This is a genomic window from Planktothricoides sp. SR001, from assembly GCF_001276715.1.
GTDB lineage: Bacteria > Cyanobacteriota > Cyanobacteriia > Cyanobacteriales > Laspinemataceae > Planktothricoides > Planktothricoides raciborskii.
This window is the reverse complement of the sequence record NZ_LIUQ01000025.1, coordinates 35,850-61,750: the sequence shown is the minus strand read 5'-3', so window position 1 is coordinate 61,750 and position 25,901 is coordinate 35,850. Positions and strand designations below refer to the sequence as shown.

General features: G+C 41.5%; 22 protein-coding genes. 6 read left to right on the top strand and 16 right to left on the bottom strand.

Annotated features, from left to right (window positions below; genetic code table 11):
* Positions 1-56: 56 nt before the first annotated feature.
* The 13 genes from AM228_RS15760 to AM228_RS15710 all read right to left on the bottom strand — a co-directional run bounded on the left by AM228_RS15760 (position 57) and on the right by AM228_RS15710 (position 13,303).
* Positions 57-1,082, bottom strand: a complete 1,026-nt coding sequence (locus AM228_RS15760; protein ID WP_054467047.1) for a glycosyltransferase family 2 protein — start codon at positions 1,080-1,082, stop codon at positions 57-59.
* A gap of 183 nt (positions 1,083-1,265) precedes the next feature.
* On the bottom strand, positions 1,266-1,403 hold the full coding sequence (locus AM228_RS32805) for a hypothetical protein (RefSeq protein WP_156331827.1): 138 nt from the start codon (positions 1,401-1,403) through the stop codon (positions 1,266-1,268).
* Positions 1,384-2,118 (bottom strand): sulfotransferase domain-containing protein, encoded by a 735-nt coding sequence (locus AM228_RS15755; RefSeq protein WP_082348901.1) that lies wholly within the window; start codon positions 2,116-2,118, stop codon positions 1,384-1,386. The genes AM228_RS32805 and AM228_RS15755 overlap by 20 nt, the downstream gene beginning before the upstream one ends.
* A gap of 19 nt (positions 2,119-2,137) precedes the next feature.
* On the bottom strand, positions 2,138-2,320 hold the full coding sequence (locus tag AM228_RS15750) for a hypothetical protein (protein WP_054467046.1): 183 nt from the start codon (positions 2,318-2,320) through the stop codon (positions 2,138-2,140).
* A 68-nt stretch (positions 2,321-2,388) separates the two neighbouring features.
* The gene (locus AM228_RS15745; RefSeq protein ID WP_054467080.1) at positions 2,389-2,973 is read right to left on the bottom strand and encodes a serine O-acetyltransferase; all 585 of its coding nucleotides are present in this window, start codon (positions 2,971-2,973) and stop codon (positions 2,389-2,391) included.
* A 241-nt stretch (positions 2,974-3,214) separates the two neighbouring features.
* Positions 3,215-4,180 carry a glycosyltransferase family 2 protein gene (locus AM228_RS15740; RefSeq protein ID WP_231636816.1) on the bottom strand — a complete coding sequence of 322 codons (966 nt, stop codon included), beginning with the start codon at positions 4,178-4,180 and terminating at the stop codon, positions 3,215-3,217.
* Between the two features lie 457 nt (positions 4,181-4,637).
* Positions 4,638-6,065, bottom strand: a complete 1,428-nt coding sequence (locus AM228_RS15735) for a hypothetical protein (protein ID WP_054467045.1) — start codon at positions 6,063-6,065, stop codon at positions 4,638-4,640.
* Positions 6,066-6,147: 82 nt separating this feature from the next.
* The gene (locus tag AM228_RS15730) at positions 6,148-7,008 is read right to left on the bottom strand and encodes a glycosyltransferase family A protein (RefSeq protein ID WP_054467044.1); all 861 of its coding nucleotides are present in this window, start codon (positions 7,006-7,008) and stop codon (positions 6,148-6,150) included.
* A gap of 74 nt (positions 7,009-7,082) precedes the next feature.
* Positions 7,083-8,477 (bottom strand): oligosaccharide flippase family protein, encoded by a 1,395-nt coding sequence (locus AM228_RS15725; RefSeq protein ID WP_054467043.1) that lies wholly within the window; start codon positions 8,475-8,477, stop codon positions 7,083-7,085.
* A gap of 340 nt (positions 8,478-8,817) precedes the next feature.
* Positions 8,818-8,985, bottom strand: a complete 168-nt coding sequence (locus AM228_RS36830) for a hypothetical protein (RefSeq protein WP_156331825.1) — start codon at positions 8,983-8,985, stop codon at positions 8,818-8,820.
* 189 nt (positions 8,986-9,174) lie between these two features.
* The gene (locus AM228_RS36825; protein WP_156331824.1) at positions 9,175-9,855 is read right to left on the bottom strand and encodes an AarF/ABC1/UbiB kinase family protein; all 681 of its coding nucleotides are present in this window, start codon (positions 9,853-9,855) and stop codon (positions 9,175-9,177) included.
* Positions 9,856-10,166: 311 nt separating this feature from the next.
* Positions 10,167-12,653 (bottom strand): WD40 repeat domain-containing protein, encoded by a 2,487-nt coding sequence (locus tag AM228_RS15715; protein ID WP_231636815.1) that lies wholly within the window; start codon positions 12,651-12,653, stop codon positions 10,167-10,169.
* Positions 12,654-13,003: 350 nt separating this feature from the next.
* Positions 13,004-13,303, bottom strand: a complete 300-nt coding sequence (locus AM228_RS15710) for a hypothetical protein (protein WP_054467040.1) — start codon at positions 13,301-13,303, stop codon at positions 13,004-13,006.
* A 496-nt stretch (positions 13,304-13,799) separates the two neighbouring features.
* On the opposite strand from AM228_RS15710, the gene AM228_RS15705 reads away from it, so the two are divergent.
* The 3 genes from AM228_RS15705 (at position 13,800) to AM228_RS15695 (ending at position 17,521) form a co-directional block, all read left to right on the top strand.
* Positions 13,800-15,554, top strand: coding sequence for a DUF2079 domain-containing protein (locus AM228_RS15705; protein WP_054467039.1), 1,755 nt, complete (start codon positions 13,800-13,802; stop codon positions 15,552-15,554).
* Positions 15,555-15,855: 301 nt separating this feature from the next.
* The gene (locus AM228_RS15700; protein ID WP_054467038.1) at positions 15,856-16,500 is read left to right on the top strand and encodes an LON peptidase substrate-binding domain-containing protein; all 645 of its coding nucleotides are present in this window, start codon (positions 15,856-15,858) and stop codon (positions 16,498-16,500) included.
* Positions 16,501-16,885: 385 nt separating this feature from the next.
* On the top strand, positions 16,886-17,521 hold the full coding sequence (locus AM228_RS15695) for an NADPH-dependent F420 reductase (protein ID WP_054467037.1): 636 nt from the start codon (positions 16,886-16,888) through the stop codon (positions 17,519-17,521).
* Positions 17,522-17,695: 174 nt separating this feature from the next.
* Here AM228_RS15695 and AM228_RS15690 read toward each other — a convergent pair whose 3' ends face one another.
* The 3 genes from AM228_RS15690 to AM228_RS15680 are packed head-to-tail and all read right to left on the bottom strand — an operon-like array spanning position 17,696 to position 21,039.
* The gene (locus AM228_RS15690; RefSeq protein ID WP_054467078.1) at positions 17,696-19,207 is read right to left on the bottom strand and encodes a P-loop ATPase, Sll1717 family; all 1,512 of its coding nucleotides are present in this window, start codon (positions 19,205-19,207) and stop codon (positions 17,696-17,698) included.
* A 5-nt stretch (positions 19,208-19,212) separates the two neighbouring features.
* Complete coding sequence (locus AM228_RS15685; RefSeq protein ID WP_054467036.1) at positions 19,213-20,589, bottom strand: tyrosine-protein kinase family protein; 1,377 nt, start codon at positions 20,587-20,589, stop codon at positions 19,213-19,215.
* A gap of 3 nt (positions 20,590-20,592) precedes the next feature.
* Complete coding sequence (locus AM228_RS15680) at positions 20,593-21,039, bottom strand: HEPN domain-containing protein (protein ID WP_197285313.1); 447 nt, start codon at positions 21,037-21,039, stop codon at positions 20,593-20,595.
* Between the two features lie 303 nt (positions 21,040-21,342).
* Here AM228_RS15680 and AM228_RS15675 point away from each other — a divergent pair, with 303 nt between their 5' ends.
* From AM228_RS15675 to AM228_RS15665, 3 genes are all read left to right on the top strand, one after another.
* On the top strand, positions 21,343-22,449 hold the full coding sequence (locus AM228_RS15675; RefSeq protein ID WP_054467034.1) for a DUF262 domain-containing protein: 1,107 nt from the start codon (positions 21,343-21,345) through the stop codon (positions 22,447-22,449).
* Positions 22,446-23,093: an MAE_28990/MAE_18760 family HEPN-like nuclease gene (locus AM228_RS15670; protein WP_054467033.1), complete on the top strand. Its 648-nt coding sequence runs from the start codon at positions 22,446-22,448 to the stop codon at positions 23,091-23,093. The genes AM228_RS15675 and AM228_RS15670 overlap by 4 nt, the downstream gene beginning before the upstream one ends.
* Positions 23,094-23,180: 87 nt before the next feature.
* A complete protein-coding gene (locus tag AM228_RS15665; RefSeq protein ID WP_054467032.1) occupies positions 23,181-25,829 on the top strand; it encodes a DNA methyltransferase in 2,649 nt (882 codons plus the stop codon).
* The last annotated feature ends 72 nt before the right edge of the window (positions 25,830-25,901 follow it).

Here is a 25,901-nt window from a genome sequence, read left to right as displayed (position 1 = left end):
AGGCTCTTAGTATCTCTCTGAACAAATGATAAAAACTGAACGCTTATATCAGCAGTCTAGGGTGTTACTTGAGGATCTCGCTCGATCTGGGAAACATCTTTGTATTCAACCAGTTTGGTCTGACGGCCAATCAAGCGATTCAGATGAAAATTTAGCTGGCCTTGTACCAACGGGAATTTCGCCACTACACAAGTCCAAGCAAACAAAAAAGCATCTGCTGAGGTAAGTCCTCTTTGTTGTATAGTTCGACAGTAAATCCGATAGGTTAAAATCGGATATCCTAACAATAATAATAAACTTAAGCCTTTAGTTGGCCATGCCAATACTAAAGCAATTAAAGGCACAACTAAGCCCCAAAACCAAATACTGCGGCTTTCTTTGACCCAATGACGTTGGGGGCTGCGACCTTGCAGCCAAGAACCTTCGGCATAAGCGTGACCCACTCGAATATTCCGTTTCCACCACTGACTGAAACGGGTGATATCTGCATCATGCCAGGTCATTTCGCAATCAACTCGCAGAATTTTCCAGCCTTCGCGACGGAACCTGACACATAGTTCCGGTTCACCCCCACCAATTAAACCGGGATTAAAACCGCCAACTTGCTGATAGGCTGCCACCCGCATCATGGCGTCACCGTGGCAATATTTGACTTCCCCAATGGGCGTGTCCCACTCAATATCGGCAAGTCGATTATAAATCGAGCTTTCCGGAAAGCGTTCTCGCCGTCTTCCGGATACCACGGCAATATCCGATCGCGCATCCAGTTCACTAACCCCACGTTCCAGCCACCCAGAAATCAGTTCACAATCACCATCAATGAATTGAACGTATTTTATTTCGGGATCCACTTTGATTAAATGCTGGAAACCTTCATGGCGCGATCGCGGTGAGGCAAAAGGTTTTGAGGGGTCAAGTTCTACCACATCGATTCCCATCTCTTTAGCCAACTCGACACTGCCATCAGTCGATGCAGAATCGACATAAACAATATGATGTCCTTTGCCCAGCGCTGCGTTGAGTGAACGACGCAGACGTTCTCCCTCATTGCGACCAATTATAACGATGCCAAGTTTACTCATGCTTCCTCTCCCAGGTTTAAGGTCTGATCTTAGGTCATTACTTTGCTACTGTTTCGGTTGTATCACATCAGAACGGTCAATCCATTGATAGGAACGAGCCTTTACAGTATTTTTAAACGTCTCATAAGACAATTCAATGCCCAACCAAGATCCCAGAAGCCCCGGGTCTTGATTAAACATCCCCTATAAGTATGCCACCTGTTCTGATTTCAGTTCTGGTCGCTGTTGCAAAGTCCACAAACTGCGTACCCCAGTGCGAAAATTCTTGGGGATTAAGTTCTGGCGAATTTGTTTTAAGCAGTCATGCCAAATAAATTGCACACCCTGATTCGCTGAAACCCTTGCACCGACTATTCCGTTGGGATGCAATTATTTTTGTCCCCTTGCTTAAGAAAGGAAGCTCAACCAAAACGTCCCGCCATGCACTCTTCCGCATTCGCTGATTAGAAATATTTTGAGCGTTCACTTGTGCATCCCAAATCGGTTGACCCTTGTAACCAATAAATTGACAAATCCGTTCCAACTCGGTCTGTGGCTGATAAAATAACCGTTCAAAAAACACCGGCAACACGCGATCTTGACCAAAAGCTTCAAAATAAGACTTGATCTGAAAACTATAACGACTGTAGTCAATCAACTCGGGATGGTTATAAATCGCTTGATTGATTTCCACAGAAATCCGGCATTCACTCCATTCTTGGATATATTGGGATACCCGTCGGTCAATCAGATGGCGCATAACATAAATTAGCTTCACGTCAGGCAAATGTTTTTGAAGTCGTGTGATGATCTGTGGGTAGGTGGGTAACTTGGTGTAATGGGTACTCGACTCACCAAAGAGGTCATGGGTATCAGCGGCAGCCAAGTGGGATTGATCCCATTCAATTCCCTGAGCGTACTGCTCATCATTACTGAAAAAGTTGGGTTCTTTCAGTTCAGACATAAAAATACCGGGTGGCAAAGCAAGTTGCTTATGCAAGCTACTGGTGGCGCATTTCATGGCGCCAATGATGATAAAGTGTGGGCGATCGCTCATCAATTTTTTCTCCCGCTGATTAATTATCTTGCCCAGGTAATTTGGGGGGCTTCATCGCTTCCCACAAGTTGATCCAAATATCAAGAGCTTGGTATTCACAAGTATGGGGCTGTTTCTTACCAATTATTTCACGACTCAGAGAACTACTCCGACCAGAAAGCCAAAGGACATTCACCATCTGGTTGTGAATATATTTCAGCATCACAGTATCGAAAGCTTGTGAGAATTTCTGATCTACTAACCAATTTATAGGCAGTCCATATTTCTTATCTAAGCATTGTCTGGGGAATTTTTGCTGTTAATAATTTTTGCCGGAATGCCAACAACAGTTTTTCCAGAAGGAATATCTGATAGCACCACAGCATTGGCCCCAATGTTGACATCATCACCAATGGTTACATTACCCAATATTTTTGCCCCTGCACCGACATTAACCCGCTGACCAAGCTTTGGGGCATCCTTTGGACGCTCCCGGTAACGATTCCCAATTGTCACACCTTGACGAATAACACAATCGTTGCCAATTACAGCCCACCCATGAATAATAATCCCATGTTGATGCTCAATAATTACACGGCGACCAAGCTTCGCCGTGTAGGGCAATTCAATCCCATAGGTGTTTCGGATCTTCCGATAAAAAGCCTGGTAAAGAAGACTAAAGGGCGCCCGAAGTAGCTTTGGCTGAATCTTCATTCTCCAGACCCCAAATCGCTGAACTGCTATTGCCCGAAATCCCGGCTTTGTCCAATCGCACTTATGAGCTATCCAATCTTCTTTGATTTGCTCCCAGAGTCCTAGATCATTATTGGCTTCTGGTTCTGGTTCACTTGTTATCGGATCTTGCTTTGTGACCATAATCAGTTTTTTTCCTTTATAATATTCTATCGTTGCAACCAATCAATTGACAAAAACATTCCAACTCTTCTTTTGATTGATCAAATAATCGTACAACAAAGACCGGCAACACGCTATATTGATCAAATAACGGCTGATTCAGGCAAATAAGGCTTCAGTTGAAAACGATAACGACTGTAGTCAATAAACTGGGGATAATCATAAATTTTTTCTCTCCCTAATCAATTCTCTTTGCTGCTGATTAATTAGTTTGCCCAGGTAATTTGGGGGATTTCATCGGTTGCCAGCAGTTGAGCCAAATATCACGAGCTTGGTATTCACAAGTATGGGGCTGTTTCTTCCCAATTATTTCACGACTCAGAGAAATAGTCCGACCAGCAAGCCAAAGTAAATTGGCCATCAAAAGTCCAGCTTGACCATAGTGCTTGGCAAAATACCGAGACCGAGAAGCATATAAATAGGCTGGAGGACGTTTTCTCTTCGCCAAATCGGACTGAACGGATCCACTACCACCGACCAAATGAACCACTCTGGCTGTTGGCCAATATAATATTTTCCACCCAGCATTCCGGGCACGGCGACAATAGTCATTATCCTCACGATACATAAAATATCCTTGATCCATCAAACCCACCTGTTTAATCACTTCAGCGCGAATTAACACACAAGCAAAGGCAGTCCAATCGGGTTCGATGGGTTCGTCCGATACCGGAATTGGGATATCATATCGTTTTAATAGCTGAGTAATCACTCCTGTCGCGGCGGCTCGGATAAACTCAGTAATCGGTGAAGAGTCGCGAAAACAGCTAATCTGGGGAGTGCCGTCTGGTTCCTCCAAACGTGGACTAATCAGACCCACACCGGGATGGCTTTGCATGGCGGCCAGCAGGGAGGCGATCGCCCCTGGTCGCACAATCGTATCACTATTTAACAAGATATAAGCCTCAGCATTAACCGCTTGAATCCCCAGATTATTCCCAGCAGAAAATCCCCCATTGACGGGAGAAGGGATGAGCTTAACCCACTGTGACCATTGGTGGTCAGTAATGGCCTGCTCAATTTGATCGACTGAGTTATCTCCAGAACAATTATCGACCACAACCACACAATCGCGATTGACGGTGATTTCATTTTCCAGCGAGCCTAAACAATCGATTACCAGTTTAGGTGTCCGATAGTTAATGATAACAATAGCAAGACGCATCATGTTTTATTCTTCACAAAAAAATTCTTGTCAAAATAATTTTTATGTTTGTTCATTAATTTATCATATTTTACTCTGTTATATTATTTTTTTGCTGAATATTTTTTATTAATTTAGCTTTGAATACCAAATTAAAAATTATTGATACAATTACGAGATTAATTTGGGCGTACCCTAGTGTTGCATGATTTTTTGTATATGGTATAAATTTGATTTTAGCCTATTTTACTTGCTCCTTATCCTAGATGAAGGAATCAAAAAAAAATATTATATACTTTACATATTTTTCAATTGTTTTAAATCAAAAAAAATCTTAAAATCACTGCTCCGTTTTTAAGCAAGAGGACAAAAATAATTTCATCCCAACGGAATGGTCGTTGCAAGGGTTTCAGCGAATCAGGGTGTGCAATTTATTTGGCATGACTGCTTATCTGAACTATGATCCGTGATTTCTTGTGAATCATATCATATTTTTGGGTGATCTTCGGACTTTATTTCTTCGGTGTCCCTGTCGGTTCCGTCCTTTTCTCACTTGACTTTGTTGCGGAGTAGATTTGGCGTACCTGGGTTTTGATGATTTTTTTGATGGTTTATCTTTTAAGCTTTCTGGAGGACTTGATGCCACTCCTGTTAAACCGCCACACATGAAAGCATAGATAGGGTTAATCATTGAGTTTTGTAGGCAATCTAGGACGTACAATGGCAAGACAGTTGCGATCGCTGCCGCAGGTGCTACCTTGGGGTGAAACCAATTTTTGGCAGGATAACGTAAGCAAAAACAACAGACAGGTAAAAGAATAGCAAGTCCCCAAGTCAACACACCAAACATACCATTGACACCAAAAATTTGAATATATAAGCTATCGGGAATCGTTTCAAAGTCAGGAGGAAAGTTTCTCCCCCATCCTCCCCAGCCAAAAAGAATTCTATGACGAGCCCATCCTCCCATAATTTCTTCATTAGCAAATCTAAATTCAAGAGAAGATACTCGCTCGTATGGTATTCCTAGCTGGTACAAAAAAGCAATGATATCACCTCCATGAAATAAACCAGTACAAGCAATATATAAGTAATAAAAAATCAGTAATACTAAACCGACTAAAGGGAGTGATAACTTTAAAAACTGAGCAACTAGCATAATCGTTAACCCGAAACCCAGTAATCCCCAAGCTCCAGTTGATTTCACCAACACAAATGTAATCAGCATCAAAGGAATCAGTAAGATCATGGGCTGATTCCATAATTTTTTCAACACCCCACTTCTCCACAGCCAAATTCCAATTAAGCTCGTGGCCATGAACCAAACACCCAACTCCAGCCCATGTTCCATAAACACAAACGGTCTAAATCCTCCATATCGTTTTGCTTGCATGATCGAAGCGATTCCACGGGGATAGCCGCCATAGATCATCTTATGCAATACGGGACTCATGCGAATTTCGTAAAGAGCCAAAGGAACGTAAATAACTCCAGCAGCAAATATACCAATGGCCAACTCGCGAATCCCCGCCAGATTATTGAAATAAATCCGACCCAAAAAATAAGGCACTCCCCAAGTCATGGTTTTAGCCAGGGATGAAGCTAATCCATCGTAAGGTCCTAGCCCATTGCTGATTGAACTGATGAATGAACTGATACACCAGAGGAGCATTGGGTATTCTAGCGAACCTAATTTGAACTTATTGAAGCGTTGAGAATCAAAGATGGCCACCCCAACTAATGCCGAATAGCCAGTTGCACCCATTTTATCGTACGCAGGAAGTAGCGGGATTTTGAATCCTGATTTCCAAGGAAGAAACAGCCAACCTCCAATAATCCCAACCATCACCCCGACTGAGGGTGAATAGCGTTTAAAAATATACAAGACAAATGGCAGCCAAAGCAGCATGACCAGTTGTGCTTGAGGACTCATAAGCAGAAACCATAGATAAAATGAAAGTGAACGGCATGGTCTGAGGAACTGTCTTGGTCTATTTCGGAGCTAAAAAAGGCTTTAACAGCTTGCGTTTAATTTTGCCAATCAGGGTATTATCTCGCTCAAGTTTTTTCCATGCCAACAATTGATAAAATGGATATTTTTGACGACGACGCGCATCCGCTGTAATCCATGCTGTGTAGTCTTCGACTGATTGAAATCCTCGGTTACGTGCCGATAAAGCTGATTCTGACTGAAGTGTTCCCGATTTCGTCTTTACATTCATGGGCGATCGCGGATCATCCATATTATGCGCATAAAGTAGTGGCACAGGATAACCGCTTACCAACCCATCAAGCGACATCGACAGTGTATGGACTGGCAAGCCACACTTGAGCTTTTCTTGTGGTAAGTTCAGCGTTTGTTTATAACGAATCAGGTATTCTTTTCTGGCCAAAAATGATTGCCCTTGAACTGTAAGTGTGCGGAAAACTCGTTCATTAGATAGCTCAATAATATTTTTATGGGCAAGATTTTCATCCCAATCTTCCGGCATAAAAATCCAGCAACCCAACATGCCAAACTTTGGTTCTTTCCGAAGCATTGGTGCAATTCGTTCTGTCCAGCCTTGAGGCAGCAAAATATCATCATCTACTTTTCCGACGATATCACTACTCGCTTCTTGTAAAAACCACATACAAGGATCATATTGGCCAACATTTTCCTGATTAAAATGTCGCTGAACCACTCGGCAATCCTGAAGAGATTTTAGTAAATCTGCGGTTCCATCACGAGAGCCATTATCCCAACAATATAAACGAAAATCACTGGGATCACTTAGGAGGTTTGGGATCGTTTTTTCAAGATACTCCCGGCGATTCCATGTAATTAAGAGTAAATCCACTGGTTGAGACATTTATTCTTTCCCTAGTCAATATTATTTTTTACATCAATTTGTGTAAAGGCTTTTATCGTCTCATTTTCATAAAATTAGGATAAAATGCCTGCAATTGGATTTCCTAGACCCAAACTATATCGAATGCTTAAAACTACAGCAAATAAGCTGATTAACATCAGGGTGGCTAAAATATCTTGACCGATTCCCGTCAAACCTTCTCGGCATAAACCAAAATTAATCGCTACATAAGAAGGCAAATCATTAAAGGCTAAGACAATAATAGATCCGACTAATCCCATCAAAGAATAGCCAAGCGGTAAAACAACAATCATATATAAAAATTTTAAAGCATTGCCAAATGCAACATAGACAGGTTTGCCAATTGCATATAGACTGGGATTAACTGTTATATGCAGCAACAAAGGCCAAAGACCTAATGATAAAATGGGTAACATCCAAGCAGCATCTTTGTACCGGTGGTCATATAAGAGCAAGACAATTATATCGCCAAAACATCCTAAAAAAGTAACGATCAATGCCATGCCAGTCAGTAATAGCCAGCGCTTTTTGAGAATTTTTCTTCTCAGTTCTTCCCTGGGCAGATCCGCTTTCTGGGATAGAATCGGAAACATCACTTGATCACTTAATTTCTTAACAAATTGTCGCGGGATATCCGCAAAAGTAAATGCGATGGTATATACTCCTAACATTTCCAAGGACAACAATTTACCGAGCATCAGTCTATCGGCTTGGGCAGCCAAAAAGGTCATCATGGTGGATAAAAATATCCACTTGCCAAAGGACAGGAGTTCTTTGACTGCGGTTTTATCCCAAGCAAAGCGGTTTGAGGTTTCAGGAGCTAATTGATGACTCCAAAACATGGACATAAATCTAGAGACGATCATTCCGCCTACAAGTGCCCAGATGGTTTGCTTGAAATAAGCCCAGATAATCGTCACAGCTAAACTCAATGTCTGGGTTTTAAAATCCAGTTTGGTTAACTTACCCAGTTCCACTTTGCGGTTGAGTGTCGCTAAGGAAGTAGAGTTAAAGCCGCCAATGACCGTTGTGAAACCAACCACTGGAATTAACCATAGAAACCTAGGTTCTTCATAGAATTTTGCCACTGGAATCGTAATTAGGCAGCAAGCAAACCATAACCAAAAACCGCGCATTACTTGTAAAGTCCAAGCTGTATTGAGAAACAGCGGGTCATTCCAGCGGCTACTACGAATAATACTGGGTTTAATGCCAATATCAGAGAATAATGTGAGACCTGTGATGAAGGTATTGACTAAAGCCATCAAACCAAAAAGTTCTGGCACTAGCAAACGAGTCAAAATTATGTTACTGCCCAAACGTAGTGCTTGACCTCCTCCATAACCAATGATTGTCCAGGCTGTGCCACGGATGGCCTGCTTTTTTAAAGAGGATTCTTTCTGAGCTTTGGTTTTTGATGGCTCGTTTTTGTTTTTAATCACAGGCATTAGTGGCTCCTCGTATGATCAGCTAGGCTCAAACAAGTCCGCTCAACTGACGAATTATAAGGATTTTTGCGCAATGTTTGCGTGAACCCACCCTGATTTTTGACTTTGGGAATTTCAGTAAGTCAGTTTGATCGCACCGGGCTTAATTATTGGCTGAAAAATTGTTAAATTTTTCCGTTAATCGAATAATTTTAGACACTTTTTACCGAGATATATGGGGAATATGTGGTAAAATTTGCACATATTTTTATTATTACTTTATTATGATCATTATCGCAAAAATAAACCACAATGTCAAGTTAATTGTCAAGAAATCACAAAAATTTACAAAATCTTTAACTTAATTTTCCTGTTCGCGAAGCGTCCCGGAGGGAATCGCCATACTGATGATTAACCATAAACCTAATAAGCTGGCGGCGGCAAATAACGCCTCACTGACCCAATAAACTTGGGCGATCGGTTCTTGGGAGGAAATCATCGCGGCGCCCATGATTAAAGAACCGACCAAAATACTAAAAGACAGACGGTTCGCGGAGTCATCAATACTACGACGCAGGTCATCTAATTCTTGGATCCGGAAATTCCAGCGCAGTCTTTCCGAGGTAATCCGATCTAATAAAACTTCAACCTGTCGAGGTGATTGTAGGGATAAACTTTTTAGGTCTAAGGCGGTTCTGAGTAGGGCAGGAATTGGGGCTTATCCAATCATTTGCAGACTAAATAAATCGGTGATTAAAGGTTTAATTTGTTCGGAAATATTATATTCAGGATCTAGGGTACGGGCAACCCCTTCTAAATTGGCTAAAGTTTTGGCACATAAGCCCAAGTTTGCCGGAAGAAGGACTTGGTTACTGCGGGCAGCTTCTAACACTTCATAAAATAACTCACCAAAGCTAATTTCTGATAGATTTAGATTGTAATATTTTCGCAATAATCGGTCATATTCGGTTTCTAAGCGGGCTAAATTAATACTAATCGGGGATGGAGAAAGTTCTAAGGTTAATTGGGTACAGCGTTGGGCATCTAAGTTTACCATTGCTAGGAGTAATTCAATTAAAACTTTCTGGGTTACGGGATCAAGGCGGCCAATCATACCACAGTCTAATAAAGCCACTCGACCATCGGTGAGATAAAATAAGTTGCCTGGGTGGGGATCGGCATGAAAAAAGCCATCGAGACAAATTTGTTGAAAGAATACGCGGGTTAATAAGGTGGCGAGATTGCATCCGCAACGCTTCGCGATCGCCTTTTTTTTGGCTTGGTCTTCATTGCCATTGGGCAACTGAAAATCCCAGGTTAAAATTGGCTTACCATACAACCATTCCATCACCAAAACTTTTTGGGTAGTGAGGTCCCAAACAATTTCTGGAATCACCAATTCTTTGGTCTCAAACCAACGACTTTTGGCTAAATTTCGCCGTAAGCGATTCCCTCCGGGACGCTTCGCGAACGGTGTAACTGGCTTCTTGAGATCGGATAAGGGTTGGCAACGGATAGCGGTTGGCAGCGGATAGGCTGACTATTTTATTTTCAAATAGTGGTTGGCAACGGATAGCGGTTGGCAGGGAATGGGTTGACTATTTTATTTTCAAATAGTGGTTGGCAACGGATAGCGGTTGGCAGAAGAAACCGGGTTTCTTGGTGGCGATAAACAGATAACTTTTATATGCCGCAAAAAACCCGGTTTCTTTACCACCAAATTTTGATTTGATGATCCCAACTCCCACTAACTAGCAGCGGATAACTTTGGGCAAACTGCTCATTTTTACCACTTACCGCTAGGGATAAAATATCCGTACTATGGTCAGTAAAGGTGGCTGTAACTGACGCTAATTCGCGGTTATTTTTATGTTTTTGATCTGCCGATAAATGCAATTTCCAAATTTTAATTGTATTGTCATCACTGGCACTAATTAGGTTTTGACCATCGGGGGTAAATGCCACTGAATTGATATGCTCAGTATGGCCAGCGATCGCCCCTATTAAAAACGGGGAGTAATCCGCATCAGAATCCGCAGATTCACTGATTTCTGTTTGCGGTTGCAGCGTCCAAAGTTTAATGGTATTATCCCAACTGCCACTGGCAATAATTTTCCCATCAGGACTAATAGCGACAGTGCGAACTAAATCTGTATGTCCGATTAAGGTATGTTGTAAACGTCGAGTTCTTAAATCCCAAACTTTTACGGTGCCATCGGTGCTGCCACTGACTAAGGTATGACCATCTGCACTGACCGCTAATGATCTAATCGATCCTTGATGACCTTCTAGGGTTTTGATAACTTGATTTGTATTCAAATCCCAAATTTTAATTGTCCAATCAGAACTGCCACTAATTAATATGTTTTGATTGGGCAAAAAAGCCAGGGCATAGATAGCCCCAATATGATCGGTTAGGGTTGATTTTAAATAAGTCGATCGCTCATTTTTGGGGCTTAAATTCCAAATTTTAATAGTTTGATCGTTGCCCCCACTGGCTAAAGTTAGACCATCATAACTAATGGCTAAAGTTCTCACTCTATCCGTATGTCCTGAGAGGGTATCGATTAATAATTGATTAGAGTATGGCGGGTTTTCTGAGTTATTTTGCCAAAGGGGGGCTAAGTTCCATAGTTTAATTGTCTGGTCATTACTGCCCGTAGCCAGAATTTCTTGATTAGGCGCGATCGCCACTGCTTGAACTGGCCCTTGATGATCCGTGAGGGTAATCGGTTTTTTTGTAGGAATAGGAAACGGATCTGTTAACTTATTTTCGGTTACATCATTCCCTTTATTGGGGTTGCCGGTTACATCATTTCCTTGGTTGGGACTAGGATTAATCGTTTCCGAGGCAGGGGATAAATTGACTGGCTGTTTTGCGTTTCTTAAAGCCGATCGCCCACCTAATCGCAAGGCATAAATTCCCCCAGCAAATAACATTGTCAGGGCAATTCCGGCCATAATTAACCCTGGTAAGCGGCGCTGATTTGATGATTTAGCAACCGCTGGCGGTTCAATATTTTGAATATCCGCATCAGTTAATCCTAAAATGCCTTGTTGCGACTTCAACCAGAGACGATTTTCGGGAGAAATTATCCCGCGTTTTTTCGTGACTCTGTGGCGTAATTTTTTATAGAGTTCTAACTTAGCTTTATGGTAAAGGTAAGGGACTAACACGGTTTTTTCCAGACTAGCAGCGATCGCCTGGGACACCCCCAAACTTTCGCGACGCACATCAAGACTTCGCTGCACCACCAAGGGAAAATTTCCCTGATAAGACTTAGCGACTTCCATCAGAGTATGATAGTATTCTTGATTGGCGTTTAGACTCAAGATTTCCGCGATCGCTATTTTTTCCGCTGGTGCGATCGCATACATTGCTGCCTCCATCCCAGCAGTCACCAAACTCAACTGATAGGCCGCATAATCATGCCATTCTCCCAGAGAAATCACCCCATCTCGATCCAGATCCGCTGCCCCGGTAGCCAGTCCAGCTACTAAATAATCGGTATAACTGGGAAAATCATCTTCTGCCATTAATTGCCTTAAAATTGCCTCCGAATGACTCTCTTTCTCCCCGGAAATTGACTCCTCGGAAATTGGTTTTGGCCAAATGCGGAAATGACAAAGCAAAGCCCCTTTGGTAAAGCGACGACAGGATATCTGTTCAAAAACTTCTTTTCCCTGGTAAATTACATCCAAACAATCCAAAATCACTACCCCTTGGGGGCTATTACTTTGTTCCATCTGTTGCAACACCCAATCCAGGGAAATCATCGACTGGTTTGGCGGCAAAACTGACCCTAGGGGGTATGGCGGCGCATCTTTCGCCGTCTTTTCACATAAATAAACTTGACCCGTTGCCGTCACAATTGCCGATCCACAAAAGTAGAGTAAACGTAGAGCATCCACTGTCGGCCGATCAAATAACTGTTGAATGTGATCGCGCATCTGTTCGGGACTAGGATTAATCAATTCCGTAATCTGGGGTTGGGCAAACTTCCCCGAATCTATCTGTTGAGACCGGGATTCCGCTAATGCGTGGGCGATCGCCTGTATATTACCCATCACCTTACCCATCACCCGTTGTGGCGATCGCCGCGAAACCGTCCCCGGTTGTGTTTCCACCGCTTCCCGGTCAACCCCATTTTTTGTCGCCTCGTCTTCCCCGCAGACACCGATTAGCACTGCCACCATGATCATGTGTTTTTTTCCAACAACCCCATCAATAGTCATTTTCCCCGATCAACGCACAAATCTCCCCAATTTGAGGAGATTTGTGCGTTGATACAAGAATACTCAGTATATTTCGTGTTCGTGTTGGAATCAATTCACCTACCCTAACCGTCTTCTGCTCATTTAAACATTTAATAAATTTACTCAAACGCCAGCTAAATCGCTAATCAGAAATGCAGTTGACCTTGGGATGATGTTTGAATTTTAACTTTTACACCCCTTTCTCCAGGAAGGAATTTCTTCAGTTGTACCTGGGACACTGATGTTATCTTCAAGTGACTGAGAATATTCTATCAATAGTGAATCCGTACTTAAGCCGCTTTTACTTCGACTTGTTTTTCTAGATACTGGGTGGCTTGACGCAGGTTCTTGAAATAGTTATCCCAAAACAGCTTTTGAATGTCCAAAGTCGATTGATTGGCTTGGGATTGAAGCTCCAGGGAAGCTGCAATAATATCTTCGCCAAATTTAATCGATTCTTCCACACTGCCCTTGACATTCAGGGCTTTCATTCCCGCTGCCATTGGGGTCACTTCAATCCACTTGTCAAACATGGTGCGCTGTAGTTTCAATAACTCTTTAGACCAGTCTTCAACAGTTGCATTTGTCATAATTGTGGCGTCTCCTATAATTAATTTTTTTGATTATAGCACCAATTATTCGTTCTGAATATTAGTTTTTGTTTCGGTGATTTGCAAAGTTTTTTATCATTTTTTCATTTTAGCAAAGTCCGCTCAATGCGCCAATTTATGCCCAGAAAGGATCAAATTACTCAAACTCATTGACTTCATGGCGACTTGATGGCGGAATTTCGCAAAAACTCCAGGATTGAAAATGAGGTGATCGCTTAAAAATGAGATAATAAAATGAGACAATATTTACGATTGTTAAATCAAAATTTAATAATTGTGTAAACCATCAAAAGTCTCTAGGGACTTTCCTGCCGTATAGCCTTACGGCTAACGCTCCGCAATGGATCCCGTTTGAATAATTGCAAGTCACAAATTACAAATTATAAATTACATATATTTATAAACCCTGTTTCTTGATGCGGTATCTTTAAATAGCTTAATATTTCTTGCAATTTCCATCCGGTGAGAATTTGTCATGTTGTCTTGGCCAAAAAATCCGTGGTTTCGATTGGCGATCGCCGCCGCAATGACCTTTTTCCTAATCGCTTTGACCTTAACAGTGCATCGGTACTACACCTTCTATGCCTCCTTTGACCAAGGCATCTTTAACCAGGTTTATTGGAATAGTCTTCACGGTCGTTTTTTTCAGAGTTCCTTATCCTCTTCACTCTCCACAAATGTGGTTCACAGTGGCGAATTTCCCGACGTATCCTATCACCGACTAGGGCAACATTTCACCCCAGCCTTATTAATTTGGCTACCGATTTACGCCCTATTTCCTAATGCCATAACTTTAACCGTCTTACAAGTAACCTTAGTCACCGCAGCGGGTTTAGTCTTATATATCCTCGCCCGACAATATCTGCAACCCCCCCTCGCGGCCATGATTGTGGTCAGCTTTTATAGTGCAAATGCAATTATTGGCCCGACCCTTTCTAATTTTGCCGATAACTGTCAAATGCCATTATTTATGTTTACCCTGCTGCTGGCAATGGAAAAACGCTGGTGGCCATTATTTTGTCTGATGGCAGTTTGTGTATTAGCAGTCCGGGAAGATGGCGGAGTTTCCTTATTTGGGGTGGGAATTTATCTGACCCTAAGTAAACGTTATCCCAAATTAGGATTAGGGGTTTCTATGCTCAGTTTTCTCTACATATTAGGGTTGACTAATATCATTATGCCCTTATTTTCTGAGGATGTTGCTCGCCGATTTACCCTGGAAAGGTTTGGGCATTTGCTGGGTTCGGAAGAACCCAAAGAACAAGCCACCACGTTAGATTTATTGTGGGCATTAATTAGCCAACCGGGGAAAGTATTGCGGAAACTCCTGATTCCCATAGACCGCAAAATTCTTTATTTATTGGGGCAATGGTTGCCTTTTGGGTTAATTCCTGTAGCCGCCCCCGCAGCATGGGCGATCGCTGGTTTTCCTTTAATTGCAATTTTCTTACAACAAGGGCAAACCGCTTTATCAATTAACATTCGGTATGCCATGACCGTAGTACCGGGAATTTGTTACGGCATGATTCTTTGGTGGTCAAATCGTCAAGAATTGCGAACCGCCCCAATGCGAGACTTGCTGCTGAGAGGCTTGACCCAAATTAGTCTGTGGGTTGCCCCGGTTACGGTGGTAAAAGAAGTATTTGAAGGGTGGATCAATTCCTTAAAAAATCGTCCCCAGTTATTCACCGTCTCCATGCAACGATTTTGGACAATTTGTCTCGGTTTATCGATTATTTTATCCCTAACTTCTAACCCGAATCGCACCTTATCTTTTATTATTCCTGACTCAATTAATCCTTGGGTTTATGTGTCCTTGCCCCAACGGTGGCAACATAGCGCCGTAATTCATTCTGTTTTGCCAGAAATTCCCCCAGATGCCAGTGTTTCTGCCACTACTTATATTGTGCCCCATTTGTCCAGCCGTCGAGAAATTCTCCGATTTCCCGCCCTAGAATTACGCAACGATCGCGCCAGAGTGGTGCAAACAGAATATGCGATCGCGGACTTGTGGCAACTGGAACAATATCAGCCTGCATTCAAACATGACCGGGCATTATTAAAAAACATGATTTCAGTCATTGACAATATCCACAATAGTGGACTTTATGGCATCATTCGCTTTACCGATGGAGTAATTTTATTACACCGAGGACAAACTTCCGACCCCGAAGCAGTCACCGCTTGGCAAACTTATCGAGACAAGATTACTGCTTTATTAGTTAAATAAATAAAGACTTAAATCGCAGGGTGGGCAAAATTTCTACATCAGACTACAAGTTAAGTAATTCTATCCATTTGCCCACCCTAAAATATCGCAGGGTGGGCAAAATTTCTACATCAGACTTAAATCGTAGGGTGGGCAAAATTTTGCCCACCCTACCACTTGATAATCAATCAAGAAATTAAATCAATTTGCCCAGCCGACAAATAACAAATAACTAATAAACAACAACGAATAAGTTATGCAAACTCTGACCAAGTAAGTTAAAGTAAGTATAGAAGCTCAGTAAGCACAGACTTCAGGAAAAATGCCACCCTCCTATATTGCTGTTCGGGAACTCCCGCTGTTTCCTTTACCGGAAGTAGTTCTATTTCCAGGTCGGCCTCTGCCTCTACATATTTTTGAATTCCGCTACCGAATCATGATGAACACGATTCTGGAGAGCGATCGCCGGTTTGGGGTCGTCTTATGGGATCCCGTAAGACGCCAACCGGCGACGGTTGGTTGCTGTGCGGAGATTCTTCAGTATCAACGCCTGCCTGATGACCGGATGAAAATGCTGACCTTGGGACAGCAACGATTCCGTGTTTTGGAATACGTTCGCGAAAAACCCTATCTGGTCGGTTTAGTAGAATGGATTTCTGATCAACCAACCACTGAAGATTTACGTCCCTTAGCGGCGAACGTTGAGGAATTATTAAAGGATGTGGTGCGGTTGTCGGCCAAGTTGATGGATCAAAAAATCGAAATTCCCGACGATATTCCCAGTTTGCCCACAGAACTGTCTTATTGGGTGGCCAGCAACCTTTATGGTGTCCCCCAAGAACAGCAAGACCTGCTGGAAATGATCAGTACAAGCGATCGCCTTACCAGAGAATCAGAAATTCTCACTTCGACTCGCAATCATCTGGCAGCGCGAACAGTTCTGAAAGATACGTTTAATGAAAATTAGAATTAATTGAAACGTTTCCCAAAACCCAGAAACCCGGTTTTTTTGTCAAAAACCGGGTTTTTCAGTTTCTATGCCTCAAAAATACAGAATTATTGAGGACACTGGTAATTAGGAAATTGGTAAAAAGAAAAAATACTATTTTTATTATATACTAAACTAAGTCTAAATTCAGTTAATTCATCCCCGGTAACGGGCTTAATGAATTACTCATCTCTGTTGCGGCTATCGATTGATTTTACTGGGTTGGTTTGGGTAAAAATTGCGGGCATTTGATGCCTAGATGTGAGATGATTCCTGACGAATTGCTACCGTTTAACTCCCTGGAATGAACCCTAGAATGAACAATGAATTTTTACATCTCTAAAAAAAATAAACAGGCTATACCATGAACATTGCATTTATTGGCATCGGCCAAGTAAGATCCGCTTTAGCCGGACAGTTAGTAGGATTAGGTCATACGGTGAAAATTGCCGCCCGCGATCGCAATTCCGACAAGGTAAAAGCTGCCTTAGCCAAGTATCCTAATTTGCAAGTGGCGGCGATTTCCGAGGCGCTCGCCACTGCGGAAATAGTATTTTTGGCTACCCCCTTTTCTGCCAATCAAACCGCCCTGGCAGAATCCGGAAATTTATCCGGTAAAATATTAGTAGATTGTACCAATCCCGTTGGCGCTGGTTTCACTCACGGACTAAATAATGAACAATCTGGCGGTGAATTTGTCCAAAACCTTGTCCCCAATACCAAAGTAGTAAAAGCCTTCACCATTTACGGATTTGAAAACTTTGAAAATAATACTTATCCCGGTTATGGGGACTTGAAACCAGCGATGTTAATTGCAGGCAACGATCCTGATGCTAAACAGGTAGTGGCAAACCTCTGTATAGAAATGGGGTGGGAACCTGTGGACACGGGAAATCTGGCCATGAGTTTGCATCTAGAACACATGACCCTGTTGTGGATTAAAATGGCCCGCTTGCAAGGATTAGGGTCTGGTTTTGTTTGGGCAAAACTACAACGATAGGGACAACTATAGGCGATCGCTTTCCCAGTTTTAAATCTAAAAAAATTAACCAATTTCACACAGAGAGAACAAAAATATTTTATATCTTTGTGTTCTCTGTGTCTTTGTGGTTTTCCATCCGAGCATAAAATAGACACAAAAAGCAATTAAATTGCGCTTTTCTACTTTTTCTGCTTACTTTGGCCGTTTCACCCCTCCTTTACGTTTCACTTGAAAGCCATATAAATAAATTTCCGGCATATTAATCCGTCCATCAAAACGACTTTCAACAATTCCCATTTGCAGTAAATATTTCAATATTTCTTCAGAGTTATTAGCCGGTGGTTTTTTTTCAGGTCTTTCACTCCATCGAGTAGATTGTACGGCTTCTAAAAATGTCTCCCTGGGCATCGGAGCATTTAAACCCACTAAGCTAGTCTTCAGAGATTCTAACCAGGGGTATTCCTCTTGTAATTCCCGAATGCGATCTGCGGAGGTATCCATTAAAGCACCCTGTAAATCAGAGGGGTGCAACAGTTTGGTTTCCGGTAGGTTCTGTTCAGATTGTCCGGAAATTCTTCTGCTGGCTGCTAAGGCAAATAATTTTAGAAAAGAACGTGGGGCAATTCGACCACCAGCATCTTGAAGGTGATTAGGAATCCAACGATAAGTAATTCCTTTTTTAGGAGCATTTCCCATATACTTACCAATCATCATCTCGATCAGTTGTTCAAACAATTTTTCGTTTGATGTGGCAGTCCATCCCAAGCTAGTTGTTTGTTCAATAATTAAACCTGGAATGTTTTGTAAATATGCTCGCATTTCATTACTAGAATTGGCGAGACGCTTGACTAAAAGTTGATAAAGCCAGGAATGTTGCCATTCCAAGCGAATTTGATGACCCGATAGTTTAGAAGCATCGGGAAAATTCAAAAATTCTTCTCGAAATAGATCGGTTCGCAAAAATATTTTCGGGCAGATTCTCTCCCAACGGCGCGATCGATCCAGCCATAAGGCTAAAAGTTCACGAATTGGGCTGGCTAAGGCAGTATAAGAACTGACTAACCGATCTAATTCGTCATAATTAACAAATAACCAATTATCGGTTTCGATTAATTTTTCATCTAATTTATCTAATACATCATTAAATTTTTCCAGATGTTCATTCACCAAGGGCAGCCAATCGGATAAAAGGGACAATTTTTCTTTTAGATTATTGGCGATGAAAGCGATCTCTGGATCAATTTCGGCAAAAATAAAATCTTTTAGCTTACAGTCTTCTTGCTGTAGGATGACACCTAACATTAACCCAATCCAGAAACTGCGCCATTCAATGTTTGTAGCATTTTGCATAAGAGACTCAACAATGTCTGGTGTCGGAAAGCGCTTTTCTGCTTTGCGAGTCCGCCCAAAGCCAGCGATCCATGTTGTTTGGCTTAAAGGAGGTAATGCTCTAATGTTCAAGCTTTCCACCAAAGCTTCCCGTCCTGAAGGAATAGCTAGTAAACGGAATAATTCTGTTTTGCCGACGCCCCGCCCTCCTTGGATTAATAATATATTAGGTTCTAGCGCCCTGCGATAATCGGCAATCGGCAAAAAGTTTTTTAAGAATTCCTCCTCCTTATAGCTTTCGCCCTCAGCGGATCCCCCTGAAGGGGCAATTTTACTAATTAATTCCAGTAAATTTTGTCGATTAAATTCACTCATGGTTTTCATTGATTAACTTGGTTTAATTCACGCCCAAAAATTAAACATAATTTTTCGGCAATATTCTGATAAGGATAATCAGTCATGATTCTGACAATATCTGACAATCGATTTAACTCTTCTGGGCTTGAGTTTCGGCTAAATAGAGCAATGTCTCCTCGGAGGATATCCTGATATGGTACAACAAAAGGATTAAATGGCGCATCGGGATCGTTGGCGTTAGGGACAGTTTCATTTTCAGAATAATAGTTATTTTGAAAAATGGTGTAGGCTTGTTCTCGAAATTCGGTTAACTCTTGTTCTCTGCCCGTTATTCCTAATCCTGGTGCCATTGAATGTACGAGAATCAACGGCAAACGGTCATCAACTCCAGGGCTGGCTAAATGGCGAATCACATGGGTTAAACCCGCCCAACTTTGACGGGATTTCGTGCTAAAAATAACTGCTGCATGGGAAAGATTCGCGATCGCCAAGCCACCAATATCGTGAAAACCAGCCCGTGCATCCATCAGAATAAAATCTAAAGGTTTGGCGGCACTTTCTAATTCTTTTAACATATCTCCCATTGTCCTGCCGATCTCACCATCGACAAGGTTCTGAAAGTCCAACCGGGCTAATTTTTCTAAGTAATCGCGATCGACGGTTCCTGCGGGAAGTAATTGGATGGTTTCGCCCTCATCTCCGAGCAAAGTGCGATCGCTAATATTGATCAATTGAGGGCGAAGTTTCCAATTCTTTCCTTGCACCTTTTTTTCCAGTAAATAATCAATCACCCCAAAATTATGAGACTCATCAGGTAAAAAAATTGTGGCCAAACCCGGTGCTTCTAAATCCAGATCGACAATCGCCACTCGATGACCATTATTAGCTAAAGTCAATGCGGTTGCAACCAGGGTACTTGTTCGCCCCACACCGCCTTTAAAAGAGAAAAAAGATATGATGGCAGGCTTATATTTTTGATAGATTAATTCTGGTTTCCAAGGTGGTTGACCGACGTTTTTATTTGTCCATGCTTGTTTGGCAATATGACGCTCAAGAATATACCAGCGAAGTGTCTCTGATTCATCATCCCAAGATGCCGGTTCCCTTTCGGCTTTAATCGTATCAATTAAAGCTTTATAAGCATCTTTTTCTCCGGTAGGCAACCAAATATCATTACCATAATAAAGCCCAAGGTTTTGAGAAAGAAGCCGATCCAGGTGACTTGTATTAACGGCTTCTGGTGTTTGTCCTTCTGATAAATCAAGAAACAGGCGAATTTTGCCATTCACATCACGAATAATGGTGACAGACTCAAGCGTAGGTACAAGTTCAGATAAAATACTTGGTTCCTGAAAGCATTCCTTTACTTTCTTTAATGTTTGACCAAAAGCGATCGTCATGGATTAAATATCCTTACTATAAATTGAGCCATTTAGCACTAAGTTTGGGATGATTTTCCGGTAAATTGCTTCGGCAGCTTCAACCGCTAACTTTGCTTGTTCTTCAGTCCAAAGCGGAGACTTGGCATATCTTCTTTCAGGGTGATCCTGAGCTAAAACAGTATCAATGATTGTTGCAGATGGAAGTTGTCGATCTAAAATGGGATAGAGAACCCGCAACCTTTCCATTGCCCTTCCCTCAAGTTCATTGAGGTCATGTCCATACTTCTTGACGGCGTTTTTATCATGCTTAAAATATTGCTCTACCAGCAGTTTAAAGGAACATTCTACCACATAGCCCGCGAGGTAAACGGCGTTGTCCCAGCGTTGGTTTTCTAAGAGAATTTTGGCATCAATCAGATGCCTCCCGGCTGAGTTGGAATAGGACTCTTGCATTGTCTTAGTAATCACGACTATATTTATTTATATCATTAAGGACAAAATGATGGACTTAATTTTAAATTTTTATGCCAGAGTTAGGGCGATCGCGATTCTAGAGACAATATGGCTCAACATGGCCTTTTCATAGGATTGATGAGTTGAAAAAAGCCGCTTAATTTATTTCATCCGCTGAATTAACAAGGGGCGATCGCGCAGAAAGAAACGCTTTCGACTCCCTGGCTGTTGCCACACTGACAATTCGTGATATCCTATTTAAAGGTTAGCCTTCTGCCCAGAAAACGTTACACGATAACACTTAGGAAATTTGCAATTATGTCACTACAAGAAGAAATTGACAAAATCAGACAAGAAATTAAGACAGATAGTTACTCAATGTCTATTGGCGAGTTGATCAGCCTTTATAAAGACGGTGAAATCGATATTCACCCAGATTTTCAAAGGTTTTTCCGTTGGTCAAATCATCAAAAATCAACTTTTATCGAATCAATCCTTTTAGGCATCCCAATTCCCCCAATTTTTGTCAGTCAAAGAGATGATGGTATTTGGGATGTAGTTGACGGGTTACAAAGACTCTCAACAATTTATGAATTTGTCGGTATTTTGAACCAAAATGTTACAGATGAATATCAACCTTTTGTTGCTTTAGAAGCAACCACATACTTACCTTCATTGAAAGGTAAAAAGTGGAATGACCCCAATGATGAACACAACTCTTTAACTCAATTTCAACGCCTATTAATCAAGCGAGCTAAAATCGCCTTGAATATCGTGGTAAAAGAAAGCGATAAAATGATTAAATATGAGCTATTTCAGCGACTCAATACAGGCGGTTCGATCGCTACACCCCAAGAAGTGAGAAATTGCATTGTTTTAATGTTGAATAAGGATTTATATAAATTGATGCGTTCATTGGCAGATAGAGAGTCTTTTAAAAACTGTATTGCTTTGAGCGATCGCCTGTATGAAGAACAGTATGATATGGAATTAGTATCGCGTTTTATTCTTCTATACGAGCGAGATGATGCAAGTATTCAAGAGTTAAAGGGTGATGTTAGCGAGTTTTTAACAGTTGGCATACGCCAAATGGCTCTTCAAGAAGATTTAGACTACCGTCGTATAGAAAAAGCGTTTGATGTAACATTTAATATTCTTAATGAAGCAATGGGAGATAATAGCTTCAAGCGATATAGAGCGGAGGATGATAGATTTCTTGGAGGGTTTCTATTATCTGTTTATGAAGTAGTAGCACTAGGAATTGGATTCCACTACCAAAATCCAATTTCAGCGGATAAAATACCCAATCAAATTAAAACTATTTGGTCACATCCAACCTATAAAAAATGGTCGGGGGCTGGAGTAAATGCGGCAAGACGCTTACCCTATCTGATTCAGCTTGGTAGAGAGGTATTTGCTCCATGAGCATCCGAACTCTTGAAAACTTAAGCGATAAACTAGCTCAAGACTTGGCTTGGCGAAAAAGAGAACTGGCCGAAATTAAATCTTTAGTAGAAGCGAAAAAAGATGTTTCCGACCAAAGACATAAGGTATTAGTGAGAAGTGCGGTATGTATCCTTTATTCCCATTGGGAAGGTTTCGTAAAATTAGCGGCTAACGCTTATGTAGAATATGTTCGGCTAAAAAAGCTTACCTACCAGGATATTTCTACTAATTTTTTAGCTTTGGCCATGAAAGAAAAACTGAAGGAGGCAAAAGAAACCAATAAAGCATCTTTGTATATACCCGTTTGTGATTTTTTTATTTCAGAATTAAATCAACGATGTAATTTACCTAAAGATCCAATATCTACTGCATCGAATCTAAACTCAGACATTTTGAAAGACATCACTGATATTCTGGGGATAGACTTTTCCGAGTACAAGACGAAATCTAATTTAATCGATGAAAAGCTGTTAAAAACCAGAAACGAAATTGCTCACGGGGAGTATTCGGGGGTTGATAGGAATGAGTATATAGAGTTACACCAAGAAATTATCAATCTGCTGGATTTGTTTAAGAACCAAATAGAAAATGCGGCGATTTCAGAAAGATTTAAGCGCAAGTAATCTTAAGTTTCTCAATCTGTAAATATCAGCAGCCTAAGAAAAATAAAAATTAAATCGGTATTATAAAGCAAAGAGGAAAGCAAAATCGTGTCCATTGTGTCTCAATTTGATATCGCCAACAAAATTAGCCGTGAGCCCTACTACAGCACTCAGCTAGGTTCAGCCTACTTGGGCAATAGTTTAGAACTGATGGCAGAATTGCCCGATGAAAGTGTCGATTTAATTTGCACTTCCCCACCTTTCGCCCTGGTAAGAAAGAAAGAATATGGCAATGTAGATGCTCATCAATATGTTGAATGGTTCAAGACATTTGCCCGTGAATTCTATCGGATTCTTAAGCCTCAAGGGTCGCTATTTATCGATATTGGTGGCACTTGGCTGAAAGGTTTTCCGGTGCGATCGCTCTATCATTTTGAGTTAGTCATCGAGCTTTGTCAACCTAAATCAAAAGGCGGTTTAGGGTTTTTCCTGGCTCAAGAAATTTTCTGGTATAATCCCGCCAAACTTCCGACCCCGGCAGAATGGGTGACAGTGCGACGAGAGCGGGTGAAAGATGCTGTAAATACGGTTTGGTGGTTATCAAAAGATCCCCACCCTAAAGCCAATAATAAGCGAGTTTTACGCCCTTACAGTGAGGCGATGAAAAACCTGTTAAAAAATGGTTATGAAGCTAAACTACGCCCCTCTGGACATGATATTTCTACTAAGTTTCAGACCGATCGCGGTGGGGCGATTCCTCCCAACATTATCGCCGATACTGCGTCTAGTGCAGGCACATTTATTGGTCAACCAGTATTGGGCGAATTTAATTGGATTTTAGACCATGATTTAGCCCAGCCCGTGAATGTGATTGCCGCTTCTAACACCGCATCTAATGACTACTATCAGCGACGCTGCAAGGAAGCCGGAATTAAACCTCATCCGGCGAGATTTCCCCAAGCATTACCGGAATTTGCGATCGCACTTTGTACGGAACCCGGTGATTTAGTCCTCGATCCGTTTGCCGGTTCAAATATGACCGGAAGAGTCGCCGAAACCCTCGATCGCCGTTGGTTAGCCTTTGAATTAGATGAGAATTATATTAAAGCATCACAATTTAGATTTGAAGCCGATGCGCCCCTAGTAGTTACTCCATTAAAAGACCGAAAATATCTCAAAACTAAAGCGCTGGATTTAGCTCCTGATTATCGGGAAAAATCATCTACAATAGATGATAAAAATAGTCATATTCAATTAGACTTATTTCAATCACCAAGTAACGATATGCCAGAACAAAAACTTAAATTCACCTATGGTCATCAGTTTGAACCCAAAACGATGCATTTACCTGAACTGATGCAACTATGTAAAGCAAATCAACCCGATCGCCGGGTTCTACAGGATGAAATTGCCAAGGGTTATTATTCCAGCCACTCCAACCAAAATGATTTACAAAAAGGAGAAAATCGTAGCAAACTGGCAATGAATACATTTCTCTCTCTTCGTGCTTACAAGTTAGTTGAATCGATTAATGATGATGATTGGCAGTACCAACTCACAGATATTGCGAATCAAATCCTAGAACATCAAACTGATGCTGATGAAGTAGCGACAATTTTTGCCCGTCACATTTTAACTAGCTTAACCGGAATGTCTTTACTCAAAGCGGTGGAAGCGATTAATAGTAGAGGCGATCGACCGAAATTAGATTTAATTGGTTATGAACTGGAAGAAATGGGCTATTCTCTCTCCCCCAACGCTATTTATGTTAGCACCATGCGACAATGGCTAGAAAAGGCAGGAGTATTTGAGAAAACTTACGAGATTAACTGGGATCGAGTCTATGATATTTTAGAACTTGATAAAGATTATATTGACGATATTTATACTCTGACCTCAGAGCAAAAGTATTTTCTTTTAGCCATGCTCCAGATGAGCATTACAGAACTCACTAAATGGAATGACATTGCTAACTATGCGGTGAGTGTTTATAAAGTCAGATTTCCCTCTAAGTCCTTTGTTAAGGATATTATTCAACCCTTAGTAGAATTTGGGTTGATTTCAACGGAAAAAACTACCGGAGGACGTGGGGCTAAACCTAATCTGGTTAAACTGACGGAAAAAGCGCAACGTGAATTATTGTCTCAACTCTTAGAGGCGATCGCCGCACTGACAGAAATCTCCCAAACTGAGCTAAATCGAAGTTTTGAAGATGTGGTGAATGATTTAGATCATCCCGACAAACATATTAAAGGTAAAGCCCTGGAATTGTTAGCAATTTGGATGATTCGTTTGACCAGTCTTCGCTTCACAAAATGGCGGAAACGGGACTATGAAACAGGGCAAGGGGAAGTCGATGTTTTAGCAGCATCCGATCGCTTTGTCTATCACCGCTGGCAAATCCAGTGCAAAAACACGAAACGAGTTGATGTTGAAGTGTTAGCGAAAGAAGTCGGGATGACTTTTGTCACTGGGGCTGATGTGGTAATGATTGTCACCACGGGTGAGTTTACCAGAGATGCTTTCCAGTATGCTTATCGGATGATGGAAATATCCCGTTATTATATGGTGTTAATTCAAAAAGAGGATATTGAGGCGATTAAAGCCGATCGCACTAATATTATTAAGATTCTCGATCGCCGCGCAAGGCGTGTATTTGCTAAGAAAGAACTGGGGTTAACTGATGATGCGGTGGATGAGATAGAAAGTGAAGAAGATTCATTGACAGAATTTGAGGGAACCTTGGCAGAGGAATAGAGTAATTTTGGGCAGAAGGTGACGGAATTATCTCTGCCTGAATTATGCCTGGATATTTACAAAATTCTGGGA

Bases quoted from the DNA above. Each gene is read 5' to 3' on its own strand.
- AM228_RS15670 (WP_054467033.1), top strand. From the start codon at position 22,446: ATGAGCATCCGAACTCTTGAAAACTTAAGCGATAAACTAGCTCAAGAC.
- AM228_RS15735 (WP_054467045.1), bottom strand. From the start codon at position 6,065: ATGCTGCTTTGGCTGCCATTTGTCTTGTATATTTTTAAACGCTATTCA.
- AM228_RS15685 (WP_054467036.1), bottom strand. From the start codon at position 20,589: ATGACGATCGCTTTTGGTCAAACATTAAAGAAAGTAAAGGAATGCTTT.
- AM228_RS15725 (WP_054467043.1), bottom strand. From the start codon at position 8,477: ATGCCTGTGATTAAAAACAAAAACGAGCCATCAAAAACCAAAGCTCAG.
- AM228_RS15700 (WP_054467038.1), top strand. From the start codon at position 15,856: ATGCCACCCTCCTATATTGCTGTTCGGGAACTCCCGCTGTTTCCTTTA.
- AM228_RS15750 (WP_054467046.1), bottom strand. From the start codon at position 2,320: ATGCTGAAATATATTCACAACCAGATGGTGAATGTCCTTTGGCTTTCT.
- AM228_RS15715 (WP_231636815.1), bottom strand. From the start codon at position 12,653: ATGGTGGCAGTGCTAATCGGTGTCTGCGGGGAAGACGAGGCGACAAAA.
- AM228_RS15695 (WP_054467037.1), top strand. From the start codon at position 16,886: ATGAACATTGCATTTATTGGCATCGGCCAAGTAAGATCCGCTTTAGCC.
- AM228_RS15730 (WP_054467044.1), bottom strand. From the start codon at position 7,008: ATGTCTCAACCAGTGGATTTACTCTTAATTACATGGAATCGCCGGGAG.
- AM228_RS15745 (WP_054467080.1), bottom strand. From the start codon at position 2,973: ATGGTCACAAAGCAAGATCCGATAACAAGTGAACCAGAACCAGAAGCC.
- AM228_RS15705 (WP_054467039.1), top strand. From the start codon at position 13,800: ATGTTGTCTTGGCCAAAAAATCCGTGGTTTCGATTGGCGATCGCCGCC.
- AM228_RS15760 (WP_054467047.1), bottom strand. From the start codon at position 1,082: ATGAGTAAACTTGGCATCGTTATAATTGGTCGCAATGAGGGAGAACGT.
- AM228_RS15690 (WP_054467078.1), bottom strand. From the start codon at position 19,207: ATGAGTGAATTTAATCGACAAAATTTACTGGAATTAATTAGTAAAATT.
- AM228_RS15740 (WP_231636816.1), bottom strand. From the start codon at position 4,180: ATGATGCGTCTTGCTATTGTTATCATTAACTATCGGACACCTAAACTG.
- AM228_RS15675 (WP_054467034.1), top strand. From the start codon at position 21,343: ATGTCACTACAAGAAGAAATTGACAAAATCAGACAAGAAATTAAGACA.
- AM228_RS15755 (WP_082348901.1), bottom strand. From the start codon at position 2,118: ATGAGCGATCGCCCACACTTTATCATCATTGGCGCCATGAAATGCGCC.
- AM228_RS15710 (WP_054467040.1), bottom strand. From the start codon at position 13,303: ATGACAAATGCAACTGTTGAAGACTGGTCTAAAGAGTTATTGAAACTA.